The organism is Microbacterium invictum (genome assembly GCF_034421375.1).
Taxonomy (GTDB): domain Bacteria; phylum Actinomycetota; class Actinomycetes; order Actinomycetales; family Microbacteriaceae; genus Microbacterium; species Microbacterium invictum_A.
In genome coordinates, this window is the sequence record NZ_CP139779.1 from 2,578,246 (window position 1) to 2,590,845 (window position 12,600).

Annotated in this window: 10 protein-coding genes; 4 read left to right on the forward strand and 6 right to left on the reverse strand. The window is 72.2% G+C overall.

The genetic code is table 11. From position 1 onward, the window contains the following. Positions 1 to 215 precede the first annotated feature (215 nt). The 4 genes from T9R20_RS12425 to T9R20_RS12440 are packed head-to-tail and all read right to left on the reverse strand — an operon-like array spanning position 216 to position 4,515. Positions 216 to 1,292: a hypothetical protein gene (locus T9R20_RS12425; protein WP_322409619.1), complete on the reverse strand. Its 1,077-nt coding sequence runs from the start codon at positions 1,290 to 1,292 to the stop codon at positions 216 to 218. After that, positions 1,271 to 2,524: a sensor histidine kinase gene (locus tag T9R20_RS12430; RefSeq protein WP_322409620.1), complete on the reverse strand. Its 1,254-nt coding sequence runs from the start codon at positions 2,522 to 2,524 to the stop codon at positions 1,271 to 1,273. Before T9R20_RS12430 ends, T9R20_RS12425 begins: the two co-directional genes overlap by 22 nt. Continuing rightward, positions 2,508 to 3,188, reverse strand: coding sequence for a response regulator transcription factor (locus tag T9R20_RS12435; protein ID WP_322409621.1), 681 nt, complete (start codon positions 3,186 to 3,188; stop codon positions 2,508 to 2,510). Before T9R20_RS12435 ends, T9R20_RS12430 begins: the two co-directional genes overlap by 17 nt. Before the next feature lie 28 nt (positions 3,189 to 3,216). Then, complete coding sequence (locus T9R20_RS12440) at positions 3,217 to 4,515, reverse strand: class I SAM-dependent RNA methyltransferase (RefSeq protein WP_322409622.1); 1,299 nt, start codon at positions 4,513 to 4,515, stop codon at positions 3,217 to 3,219. Between the two features lie 51 nt (positions 4,516 to 4,566). On the opposite strand from T9R20_RS12440, the gene T9R20_RS12445 reads away from it, so the two are divergent. Beyond that, entirely contained in the window at positions 4,567 to 5,217 is a 651-nt protein-coding gene (locus T9R20_RS12445; RefSeq protein WP_322409623.1) for a Maf family protein, read from the forward strand. A gap of 92 nt (positions 5,218 to 5,309) precedes the next feature. Then, complete coding sequence (locus T9R20_RS12450; RefSeq protein WP_322409624.1) at positions 5,310 to 7,076, forward strand: acetyl/propionyl/methylcrotonyl-CoA carboxylase subunit alpha; 1,767 nt, start codon at positions 5,310 to 5,312, stop codon at positions 7,074 to 7,076. Positions 7,077 to 7,297: 221 nt separating this feature from the next. Here the strand turns inward: T9R20_RS12450 and T9R20_RS12455 are convergent, their stop codons facing one another. Further along, positions 7,298 to 8,419, reverse strand: coding sequence for an alpha/beta hydrolase (locus T9R20_RS12455; RefSeq protein ID WP_322409625.1), 1,122 nt, complete (start codon positions 8,417 to 8,419; stop codon positions 7,298 to 7,300). A gap of 62 nt (positions 8,420 to 8,481) precedes the next feature. After that, positions 8,482 to 9,936: an NAD(P)H-quinone dehydrogenase gene (locus T9R20_RS12460; protein ID WP_322409626.1), complete on the reverse strand. Its 1,455-nt coding sequence runs from the start codon at positions 9,934 to 9,936 to the stop codon at positions 8,482 to 8,484. 81 nt (positions 9,937 to 10,017) lie between these two features. Between T9R20_RS12460 and T9R20_RS12465 the strand changes: the two genes are divergently transcribed. Together T9R20_RS12465 and T9R20_RS12470 are read left to right on the forward strand one after the other, a co-directional pair. Continuing rightward, positions 10,018 to 10,851, forward strand: coding sequence for a purine-nucleoside phosphorylase (locus T9R20_RS12465; protein WP_322409627.1), 834 nt, complete (start codon positions 10,018 to 10,020; stop codon positions 10,849 to 10,851). Continuing rightward, positions 10,848 to 12,575, forward strand: coding sequence for a phospho-sugar mutase (locus T9R20_RS12470; RefSeq protein WP_322409628.1), 1,728 nt, complete (start codon positions 10,848 to 10,850; stop codon positions 12,573 to 12,575). Before T9R20_RS12465 ends, T9R20_RS12470 begins: the two co-directional genes overlap by 4 nt. Positions 12,576 to 12,600 lie beyond the last annotated feature (25 nt).

Consider the following 12,600-nt stretch of genomic DNA (forward strand, 5'->3'; position numbering starts at 1 on the left):
ACTGGAGGAGCTGGAACGCTCTGCGTTCGGCCCGACCGCCCGTCGTCTCTTCGACGGTCCAAGCGGTTTGGCTGCGCGAACGGTTTTCGGGTAACCGTTCGCTCAGGCGAGGGGCGGGCGGCTTCGCCGCCCCTCGCCTCCTCCCCCCGGATGTGTCGGCGGTCGCAGACTGTGGGCGGGGTGTGAGGACGACGCGTGCGGGCGACCCGCCGCTGTCAGCGACCGGGGTGATCGATCTCGCGCCACAGGTCGACGGCGTCCTCGTCGGACAGCCCGTTCTCGGTGCCCGAGCGACCGACCACGGTCACCGCGACCCGCGTGTGCGGCGACGTCCGGATGTAGAGCCGGTCAGACGTGGCCGAGCGGAGCGTCTCGGCGAGCTCCGAGCGGATGATCGCCAGCGAACGCTCGTCGATGCCGTCGAGGCCGCCCTCGTCGAGCATGGTGACCGACGCGCCGCGCCGCCGGAGGCGTTCGACTTCGGCGCGCACGTCGTCATCCAGGAGGCGCGGCCCCCGCATGTCGTCGCGCAGTCGACCCTCGGCCAGCCGCGCCTGGAGTCGCTCCTCGGGAGTCAGGCGACCGCCGGTCGACACGGTGCGGGTCAGGAGCGGTCCCGCGATCGCAAGGGCACGCTGCACCTGGATGCGTCGCTCGCGCTGGCGGGTCAGCTGCGACGCCTGCCAGGCCGATGACACCCGCTGAAGCTCGGCGAGCTGGGCGGTGTCGCGCGCCGCGCGGTCGAGCCCGCGGATGAGCAGCTGCGCCACGACCACCCACACCACCGATCCCACGAGCCCCAGCGCGAGTGCGTTCAGCGGGCCCATCCACAGCGCCGAGAGCGCCGCGAGGATCACCGTGCCGAGCCAAGCGAAGAGCGGGCGGCGGCGGGCCATGACGATCGTCATGAGAGCGCCGATCCCCCCGAGGTACCAGGTCGCGAACGGTTCGGTGCGGATGTCGTCGGTGACCCCCATCGAGATCGCCGCAGGAACGACGACGGCATTGGCGATGGCGAGGAGGGAGATCCACACCGGCAGGCGCGTGGGACCGCGCACACCGGCGGTGACGGAGCTCTCCACCGGGTCGTCGTCGTCGGCGGCCAGGCGCGGCTCCCAGAAGATGCAGAGCCAGGTGGTGGGGAGGTAGAGCAGCAGCGCCGCGATCACCAGCGAGGGGTTCTGCACGTCCTCGGTCCACCACAGCCCGCGGGCCGCGAGGTAGGCGGTGAAGGCGAAGGCCAGGCCGAGGAGGATGCTGCGGACGCTGATCATGCGGTCACCGGCCGCCATTCCAGGGTCACCGTGGTCCCCTGCGGTGTCGGTTCGACGATCGCGACCCCGCCGACCGCGGCCACCCGGGCGACGATCGAGGCCCGGATGCCGAGGCGGTCATCCGGGATCGCATGCAGGTCGAAGCCCTGCCCGGTGTCGGAGACGACGACGGCGATGCGGTCCATTCGCCCCGACAGATGGACGGCGAGTCCCGCGCCGCGAGCGTGTTCGACGGCATTCGCGACGGCCTGGGTCGCGGCGAGGGTGAGCGCCCGGGCCACGCGCCCCGGAAGCGGCGGGGTTCCCGGTTCGATGTCGCGACTGCGCGCGGGCCGAGCACCCAGGTTCTCGGCGGCGCGTTCGACGGCGTCGGCGAGCGTGTGAGCGTCGGTGGGTTCGTCGCTCCCCTCCTCCACCCCCTGCTCGGCGTTGGCGAAGCGGGTCAGCGCCTCGCGGGCCATCGCCACCGCGAGCGTGCGCTCACGCTCGGTCTCGGCCCGTTCGCTGGCGATGAGGGCGGCCAGCACGCTGTCGTGCATGAGCGCCGCCACCGCGATCCGCTCCTCTTCCGCGGCGTTGGCGGCTGCGGCGCGGGCATAGCTGGCGACGGCTTTGGTGCGCGCGTCGTCCACGTCGGCGGCGATCCGCCGGAACACCCGGCCGAGGGTGATCAGCATCATCCCGAGGATGAGGGCGAACGAGACGTCCAGCACCAGCGGGATCCACAGCTGCGGGGCCGCATCGGTCTGGAGGATGCGCACCGACCCGAAGAACATCGGCACCATGAGGGTCCACGCGACCTGCCACAGGAAGGGCACGACGACCACGGATGCCACGGTGGCGACGTTGACCAGGTACCAGATCCACGGCTGCGTGGTGGGATCCGACGGCTGTCCGACGGTCGCCGCGGGCCACAGGGCGAGCGCGACGACGTAGCTGATGCAGAACAGGGACGCGAAGAAGCGCACGCCGCGCCCCACCGCGCAGGCGATCAGCATCGCCGCCAGCGGGCCGAAGGTGAGGACCATCAGCGGGACGTGCCACCCGGGGGCCTCATCGCTGGGCCCGAGGGCGTCGACGAAAGCCTGGGCGCCGAGGATGAGGCATCCGATCGCGATGGCGATGGTTAGGACCCGCTCGACCCGGCGGCGGGTGAACGAGCCGAGGGATGCCGCGCCCTCCGGCCCCTGCGGGACGCGCCCGGCGATCTCGGGCGGCACCGCCCGCTGCGCCTCAGCGCCGACGCTCATGGCCGACCGATCCGTCAGCCGCCGGCGGGGTGAGGATGCCGTCCTCGATCGCGCGACGCATGAGATCGAGCTTGGTCGGGGCCGGCCGTCCGACCTCGACGTACTTCACCCGGACCCGGGTGATGTTCTCCTTGGCCGTGGAATAGGCGACACCGAGCCGCTCGGCGACGGCGCGCAGCGGCAGGCCGGCCGCGTACAGGCGCAGCACGTCGCGCTCGCGCGCCGACAGCTGTGCGTCTGCGAAGGCCCGGTCTCCCTCGACCGCGCTCGCCCATTCGACGTTGTTCAGCGGTTCCCCTCGCGAGACGGTGTCGATGGCGGCGGTGACGTCGTCGATGCGGGAGGACTTGCTGACGATTCCGGCCGCCCCCGCCAGCAGCGCCTCTCGCACGGCTTCCGGACGATCGGCGACGCTGTGGATGATGACGCTCGAGCCGTCGTGGACGAGCCGGCGGACGTTCTCGGAGACCGTGGTGCCGTCGCCGAGAGTGAGGTCGAGCACCACGACGTCCGCAGGCGACGAGGCGCTGAAGGCACGCCAGTCGATGTACTCGGCGACCGAGCTGCCCGAGAACACCACGGTCTGATTGCCGACGCGATCGCAGGCGGCTTCGAGCCCCAGGCGCACCGACTCGTGGTCGTCGATGAGGGCCACGCGGGTCATGTCAGCACTCTATCCACGCGGAACCCCGCTATCCACGAGGCGCGACCGGTGTCAGCACCGCCACGGCTTCGACGTGATGCGAATGGGGGAAGAGGTCGATCGCCTCGACGAGGGCGGTGTCGTAGCCGTGGTCGCGGAAGGTGCGGAGGTCGCGCGCGAGCGCGACGGGGTCGCAGGCGACGTAGACGACGGCGGCGGGCGCGAGGGCGGCGACGGCGTCGACGACTTGGCGCCCGGCACCCGCGCGCGGCGGATCGAGCAGGATCGTGCCTCGCGAGAGGGCCTCCGCATCAGCGCGGGCGAGGTCGTGCGCGAACCGGGGAAGCCAGCGGTCCACACGCCCGGTCTCGGCCCGCATCGCCGGCCACGCCTGGAGGTTCGTCGTCGCGTGCGCGGTGGCCTGGGCGTCGGACTCGACGCTGACGACCCGAGAGCCGGGTCCGCCGAGGTCGCCGAGGGCCGCGGCGAACAACCCCACGCCGCCGTAGAGATCGAGGTGGAGGGCTTCGGGGTCGAAGGCTCGCGAGCGGCCGAGAGCCCGCGTGACGACTTCGGTGAGTGTCACAGCGGCCAGGTGGTGCACCTGCCAGAAGCCGCCCGCGTCGACGTGGAAGACCCGATCACCGACGCGCTCCGTGACGACCTCGCGAGCCTCGGGCGAGCGATCCGGCGCACGGCGCCCGCGTTCGGGACGGCGGATGACGCGCACCTGACCGTCCGCGGGCCGGACGAGGTCGACGCGGCCGGGCTCCACCTTCCCGAGGGACGACATCGCCTCCTCGATCTCGGCGGTGGCGAGGGGGAGCTCGGTGACCTGCACCACCCGGTGACTGCGCACGGCGTACGGGCCGACGGCGCCGCGGGCGTCGACATGGAGGCTCACGCGGGTGCGCCAGCGCGTGGCATCCGTGGTCTCCCTCTCCCCTGCGATCCCTGCCGGGGCGATCGTGACCTCGCGCTCGGCGCCACCGATGCGGCGGAGCGCATCCTCGAGCACGCGCTTCTTCAGGGCGCGCTGGGCTTCGAGGGCGATGTGGCCGAAGTCGGCGCCGCCCGGGCGGTTCGCCGGGGGTGTCGAGAGGTCGGCCTGCGCCCAGACATGGGTGCGCCGGTCGGGCGAGGCGCGCAGGACCTCGACGACCTCCGCGCGCCAGAACGCCTTCTTCGACGTGTCGACGAGTCGCGCGCGGACCTCCTCGCCGGGGAGGGTGTCGGGGACGAACACGACGCGGCCGCGCTCCCCCTCGCCTGCGCCGTGGCGGGCGACGAACACGCCGCCGTGGGCGACGTCGTCGATACGGAGATCGAGGTGGTCACCGACATCCATCCGACCACTCTATGACCGACGGCGACCCGTTCCCTCGCTAGCGTGGGTGTCATGCGCGTGCTCCTCGCCTCGACGTCGCCCGCCCGTCTGATGCTGCTGCGCGGCGCCGGTATCGAGCCCGAGACCCTCGCCCCGGATGTCGACGAGGAAGCGGTGATCGCAGCCGTCGAGACCGCGGAGGGGCGCACGCTCAGCCCTCAGGAGCACGTGCTGCTGCTCGCGCGGCGGAAGGCGGCGGATGTCGCGGCGCGCGTGGTCGCGGACGATCCCGCCTTCGACGGCGTCGTGATCGGCGGCGACTCGATGTTCGAGCTGGACGGCGAGATCCTCGGCAAGCCCTACGAGCCCGACGTCGCCGTCGCCCGGTGGCGGGCGATGCGCGGGCGTACGGGCGTGCTGCACTCGGGCCACAGCGTGTTCCGCATCGCCCCGGGCGTGGCCGCACATGAGGAGCACGCCGTCGCGGAAGCGTCGGTGAGCTTCGCCGCCGACGTCACCGACGCGGAGATCGACGCCTACGTCGCCACCGGCGAGCCGCTGCAGGTCGCGGGCGCGTTCACCGTCGACAGCCTCGGCGGGGCCTTCATCGAACGGGTCGAGGGCGACCCTTCGACGGTGGTCGGGATGTCGCTGTCGACCCTCCGGCGCCTGATCGCCCGCCACGGCATCACCTGGACCTCGCTCTGGACGACCGAGGAGTGAGCGGCCGATTGTGGTTGGACGCCCACGTTTCTCGACGGTTCTTGTACGAACCAGTCAAATGACCGACCATCCGCGTCGGTAGGCTGGCCTCCATGCCTCGAATCGCCAAGGTGCTCATCGCAAACCGCGGCGAGATCGCCGTCCGCGTCATCCGTGCCGCCCGCGACGCCGGGAAGGCGTCCGTCGCCGTCTACGCCGACCAGGATCGCGACGCGCTCCACGCCCGCCTCGCCGACGAGGCGTATGCGCTCGACGGCTCGACGAGCGCCGAGACGTACCTGTCGATCGAGAAGATCCTCTCGGTCGCCCGCCGCTCCGGCGCCGACGCAGTGCACCCCGGCTATGGGTTCCTCGCCGAGAACGCCGAGTTCGCCCGCGCCGTCATCGACGCGGGCCTGGTGTGGATCGGGCCGTCGCCCGAGGCGATCGAGGCCCTCGGCGACAAGGTCACCGCCCGCGCCGTCGCTGAAAAGGTCGGCGCCCCGCTGGCGCCGGGCACCCCCGGGCCGGTCGCCGGCGCCGACGAGGTCGTGGCGTTCGCCGAGGAGGTCGGACTGCCCATCGCGATCAAGGCCGCCTACGGCGGCGGCGGACGCGGCCTCAAGGTCGCGCGCACTCTCGACGAGGTGCCCGAGATGTTCGAGTCGGCCACGCGGGAGGCGATCGCGGCCTTCGGCCGCGGCGAGTGCTTCGTGGAGAAGTACCTCGACAAGCCGCGGCACGTCGAGACGCAGTGCCTGGCCGACAGCGCAGGCAACGTCGTGGTGGTCTCCACCCGCGACTGCTCGCTGCAGCGCCGGCACCAGAAGCTCGTCGAAGAGGCCCCGGCGCCGTTCCTCACCGAGGAGCAGAACCGCATCCTCTACGACGCCTCCAAGGCCATCCTCCGCGAGGTGGGCTACCTGGGCGCAGGGACGTGCGAGTTCCTCATCGGCGCCGACGGCACCATCTCGTTCCTCGAGGTCAACACCCGTCTGCAGGTGGAGCACCCCGTCTCGGAGGAGGTGACCGGGCTCGACCTCGTGCGCGAGCAGTTCCGGCTCGCCGAGGGCGAAGAGCTCGGCTACGACGACCCGGCGCCGGTGGGCCACTCGATCGAGTTCCGCATCAACGGCGAGGACCCCGGTCGCGGGTTCCTCCCGCAGCCGGGCCCCATCCACGTGTTCAAGACCTTCGGAGGGCCGGGCCTGCGCCTGGACTCCGGCGTCACCGCCGGCGACAGCGTCTCGGGCGCGTTCGACTCGCTCCTGGCCAAGATCATCGTCACCGGTCGCGACCGCGACGAGGCGCTCGAGCGTGCGCGGCGGGCCCTGGACGAGTTCGAGGTTGCGGGGCTGCCGACGGTCCTCCCCTTCCATCGCAAGGTCGTCCGCGACCCCGCCTTCACCGCTGAGAACGGCGCGTTCGGGGTGTACACGCGCTGGATCGAGACGGAGTTCGACAATGACATCCCGCCGTGGGACGGCGAGCTCGACGCCCCCGCCGCTGGCGACGGCCGCCACACGGTCGTCGTCGAGGTGGGCGGCAAGCGTCTGGAGGTGAGCCTTCCCGACCGGGTCGCCACCACCTCGCACACGAACGGGCGACCGGCCGCCGTGCCGCCCTCGCGGCGCTCGCACACCGCCTCGGCCGTCGCGGGCGCCTCGGGCGACGCGGTGAAGGCGCCGATGCAGGCGACCATCGTGAAGGTCGCCGTGGCCGAGGGTCAGCAGGTCGTCAAGGGCGACCTCGTCGTCGTGCTCGAGGCCATGAAGATGGAGCAGCCCATCCAGGCGCACAAAGACGGCACCGTCGGATCCATCAACGCCGACCCCGGCACGACCGTCGCGGCCGGACACCAGCTCCTGACGATCGCGTAGCGCGGGCGCGCGCGGTGCGGTGCGGCCGCTCCCGAGCATCCCTCCTCCGCGCGCCCCCGCGCACACACCCCCGTCGCGCGACCCGCTGGTTCGCACGAGCCCCTCGTTCGCACCACCCCCTCGTTCGCGCGACCCGTCGAAAAGTGCGGTGCGACGCCGCGCCAGGCCGCACGTAATGACGGATCGCGGTGAGGAGGCGGCGGGAGGCGGCGCGCGGCCCGCTACGCGGCGCGATGCCGCGCGAGGAAGGCCGCCGTGCGCTCGAAGGCCACATCACCCTCGGGCGACTGCACGCCCGGGAAGAAGTAGAACCCGTGCGGCATGCCCTCGGGGAAGTAGCCGTCGACCGGCACGCCCTCGGCGGCGAGCGCCTCGGCGAATGCCTTCGCCGAATCGACGATCGGGTCGTGGGTGCCGGTGGCGAGGAAGGTCGGCGGATATCCGGCGAGGTCGCCGTAGATCGGGCTCGCGAGCGGGTCGGTCCAGTCCGTCGTCGGCAGGTACGCCCCCCGGATGAACCCGAAGAACGCGCTGTCGTACACGATCCCCCGCGGCGCCTGCGCCTGGAACGACGGCCACCGCTCCTGCACGAAGTCGACGAACGCGCCGTACATCAGCACCGCGTCGGGGGCGGGAAGCCCGCGCGTGCGCACGAGAAGCGGAAGCGCCGCGGCGAAGTTGGACCCGGCCGAGTCGCCCGCGACCGCCACCCACCCCGGGTCTCCGCCGATTCGGCCGGCGTCGGTTCGCAGCCACGCGTAGAGGTCGGCGACGTCGTCGAGCGGGGTCGGGAACGGGTACTCGGGCGCCAGCCGGTAGTTGGCCGAGACGACGATGACTCCGTTGTCCTTCGCCAGGCGCCGCGTGATGTAGTCGGTGTCGGCCGCGGAGCCGACGGTGAAGCCGCCGCCGTGGACGTACAGGATGACGCCCAGCATGTCTCCGGGCGCGACGCCCTGCGGGCGGTAGACGAGGGCCGAGGCGACCCCGTCGCGGACGGGCAAGTAGACGGTGTCGACGTCGACGTCGGGCACCGCTTCCGCCCCGGTGGGCGGCACGAGCGCGGGATCGGGCTTGAGACGATCCTGGCCGATGTAGCCCGTGCGGACCGGGAGGATCATCATGTCGCGCAGCGCCACGGGCTGACGGTTGTTGGCGATCACGCGGTAGGAGGGCATCGCCGGGTCGTCCGGATCGATGTAGCTCAGGCCGTCGATCTCGCGGACGACGGTGACATCGACCGCGCCGTCGGGGATCGTCAGCAGCGCAGGATCGATCGGGCGGGATGCTGCGGGGGCGGCGTCGGCGCCGGGCGCCGAGCGCGCCGCGGGATTGATCGGCACAGGGGGAATTCTAGGGGTGGGGGGCGTTTCGACTCGCTGCGCTCGCTCAACGACCGGGCGGGTCAGACCTGGGCGGCGTCCATCGGCCGGTCGACGATGTGCATCGCGCGCGCGGCGTCGGTGATGCTGCCCGACAGCGAGGGATAGACGGCGAACACACGCGAGACCTGATCGACGGTGAGGCGACGCTCGACGGCGATCGCGATCGGGTAGATCAGCTCCGAGGCGCGCGGCGCGACGATGACCCCGCCGATGACGGTGCCGCTTCCACGGCGCGCGATCAGCTTCACGAACCCGTCGCGCACGCCCATCATCTTCGCCCGCGGGTTGGCCGAGAGCGGCAGCTTCAGCACGAGCCCGTCGGCGGCACCGGAGGTGACGTCCTTCTCCTGGAATCCGACGGTGGCGATCTCGGGGGCGGTGAAGATGTTCGAGGTGATCCGACGCTGCTCCAGCGGGATGACGACGTCGCCGAGGGCGTGGAAGACGGCGGTGCGACCCTGCATCGAGGCGACGGACGCGAGCGGCACGAAGGTGGTGCAGTCGCCGGCGGCGTAGATGTTCGGCACGCTCGTGCGCGCCACACGGTTCACTTGGATGTGACCGGAGTCGGTCATCTGCACCCCGGCCTCCTCGAGGCCGATCCCCGCCGTGTTCGGGATGGCGCCGACCGCCATCAGGCAGTGGCTCCCCTCGACGACGCGACCGTCGCCCAGGGTCACCTGGACGCCGTCTCCGGTGTTGACCACGCTCTCGGCGCGGCACCGCGACAGCACCGTCATCCCGCCGCGCTTGAACACCTTCTCGAGCACGGTCGCGGCGTCGGCATCCTCTCCCGGGAGCACCTGGTCGCGGCTCGAGATGAGCGTGACCTCGGCACCGAGGTTCATGTAGGCCGAGGCGAACTCGGCCCCGGTGACCCCTGATCCCACGACGATGAGGTGCGAGGGGAGGGCATTCATCGTGTAGAGCTGCGTCCAGGTGAGGATGCGCTGCCCGTCGGGCTTGGCGCTCGGCAGCTGACGGGGCGAGGCGCCGACCGAGACGACGAGGGTGTCGGCTTCGACCCGGTCGAAATCGGTACCGCCGATGTCGGTGGAGACGATGACCTCGTTTCGCCCCTCGAGTCGACCGTGGCCCGAGATGATGCGCACCCCCGCCTCGACGAGCGATGCCCGCATGTCGTCGGACTGCTGGCGCGCGAGCGACAGCACCCGCTTGTTCACCGCCGCGAGGTTGATCGCGATCTCGGGCTTGAGGGGCTTTCCCGTCTCGCCGCGGGCGAACAGCTGCACACCCAGGTCGCTCGCCTCAGAGATCGCCACGGCGGCGTCGGCCGTGGCGATGAGGGTCTTCGAGGGGACGACGTCGGTGATGACGGCCGACCCGCCGACGCCCGCACGCTCGACGAGGGTCACCTCGGCGCCCAGCTGTGCGGCGGCCAGCGCCGCCTCGTACCCGCCGGGACCGCCGCCCAGGATCGCCACGCTCTGGGTCCGCTCGAAGCTCAACGACATGCCTCCATTCAAACAGCCGCGGGGGCCCGATCGGGGGCGGGGAAGTGGCAGGGCGTCGGATCTGGTCCGTATCGTGATCTCATGCATCATCCCAGCGACCATCCGCTCGACGACCCGAACGCCGATCCGTTCGCCGTCGCCGCCCAGGCGGCCGACGACATCGCCCGCCACACGGGCGTGGACCACCACGACATCGCCCTCACCCTCGGCAGCGGGTGGGGGAAGGCCGCCGACCTGCTCGGCGAGACCGTCGCGACGATTCCGGCCACCGAGGTGACCGGGTTCAGCCGACCCGCGCTGGAGGGTCACGTGGGCACGATCCGGAGCATCCTCACCCCCGCCGGCCGACGGGTGCTCGTCATCGGAGCACGCACGCATTACTACGAGAGCCACGGGGTGCGCCGCGTCGTGCACAGCGTCCGGACCGCCGCCGCGACCGGGGCGCGCATCATGGTGCTCACCAACGGCGCGGGCGGCATCCGCCGCACGTGGCATCCGGGGCAGCCCGTCCTCATCAGCGACCACATCAACCTCACGGCCGCCTCGCCGCTCGAAGGCGCGACCTTCATCGACCTCACCGACCTGTACTCCGCGCGGCTGCGCGAGATCGCGCGCTCGGTCGACCCGACCCTCGACGAGGGGGTGTACTGCCAGTTCCGGGGTCCCCACTACGAGACCCCGGCCGAGGTCCGGATGGCCGAGCGCATCGGCGGCGACATCGTCGGCATGTCCACCGCCCTCGAGGCGATCGCGGCCCGACAGGCCGGCATGGAGATCCTCGGGTTCTCGCTCATCACCAATCTCGCGGCGGGCATCCAGACCACTCCGCTGAGCCACGACGAGGTGCTCGAGGCCGGGCGCGACGCCGAGCCGGTGATCTCGTCGCTGCTCGCGCGGGTGGTGGAGAAGCTGTGACCGCACTTCTGCCGGAGGGTTCCGACCTCATCGTGCGCGCCCGCGCCTGGCGCACGCAGGATCCCGACGACGAGACCCGCGCCGAGCTCGACGATCTGATCGCGCGCGCCGAGGCCGGCGACGCCGCCGCGACCGCAGACCTCGGCGACCGCTTCTCGGAGCGTCTGGCCTTCGGCACTGCGGGGCTCCGCGGAGAGCTCGGGGCGGGGAGCAATCGGATGAACCGGGTGCTCGTCTCGCAGGCTGCGGCGGGGCTCGCGGCGTACGTGAGGGCGGCGGCGGGTGCAACCGGCGCGGGAGACGGCGGGGATGCGCCGCTCGTCGTGATCGGGTACGACGGGCGCCGGAACTCCGACGTCTTCGCGCGCGACTCCGCCGAGATCATGGCGGCGATGGGGCTGCGGGTGGTCGTCCTCCCCCGGCTCCTCCCCACCCCGGTGCTCGCGTTCGCTGTCCGCCACCTCGGCGCCGATGCGGGCGTGATGGTCACGGCGAGCCACAATCCGCCGAACGACAACGGCTACAAGGTGTACCTCGGCGGCGTCCACGGCGGATCGCAGATCGTCGCCCCCGCCGATGCCATGATCGCCGCCGAGATCCAGCGGGTGGCCGACACCCTGCGGGTCGACGAGCTGCCGCGCTCGGACGACTGGGAGCTCGCCGACGAGGGCGTCGTGGACGCCTACGTTCGCGCGACGGCGGAGGTCGCCCCCGCGGGGCCCGGGGCTGCGGGCCTGCGCTGGGTGTACACCGCCATGCACGGCGTGGGCTGGGAGACGCTGTCGAAGATCCTCGCAGAGGCGGGCTACCCCGAGCCGGTGCTCGTCGAGCAGCAGACCGCCCCCGACGGACGCTTCCCCACCGTGGCCTTCCCCAACCCCGAAGAGCCCGGAGCGATGGACCTCGCGTTCGCCACCGCGCGCGCCGCGGGCGCGGAACTCGTCGTCGCGAACGATCCGGACGCCGACCGGCTCGCCGTGGCTCTTCCCGACCCGGCTGCCGAAGGCGGCTGGCGCCGGCTCACGGGGAACCAGGTGGGCCTGCTCCTCGGCTGGCGGGCCGCGCGCGAGGCCTCGACCCATGCGGGGCGTGGGCCCGCGGCATCCCTCGCCTGCTCTCTGGTCTCCTCCCCCGGGCTCGAAGCCGTCGCGCGGCACTACGGCCTGGACTTCCACGCCACCCTCACCGGCTTCAAGTGGATCTCTCGCGCGCCGGGGATCGTCTACGGCTTCGAGGAGGCGCTGGGATACCTCGTCAACCCCGAGACGGTGCGCGACAAGGACGGGATCTCCGCCGCGATCGCCCTTCTCGGCATCGTCGCCGACGCGCGCGCCGAGGGGCGGATGCTCGCCGACGTGCTGCGCGAGTTCGACGAGACCTTCGGCTTTTTCGCCAGCGACCAGATCTCGGTGCGCGTGGACGACCTGTCGGCGATCGACCGGGTGATGGCGGCGCTCCGCGCCGACCCGCCCGTCCGCATCGGCACGGTCGCCGTCGAGCGGTTCGAGGACCTGCGCGACGGGCTCGGCGACCTGCCGCCGGGAGACGTGCTGCGGCTGTGGCTCGCCGAGGACGCCCGGGTGATCGTGCGTCCGAGCGGCACCGAGCCGAAGCTGAAGCTCTACCTCGATGTCCGCGGCTCGTCCGCCGCCGACGCGGCGACCCGGGTCGCCGACCTCGCCGCAGGCGCGCGGGCGCTCCTCGCGCAGGTGCAGGGCGGATGACGCCCGGTGCGCGCGAGCTCAGTGA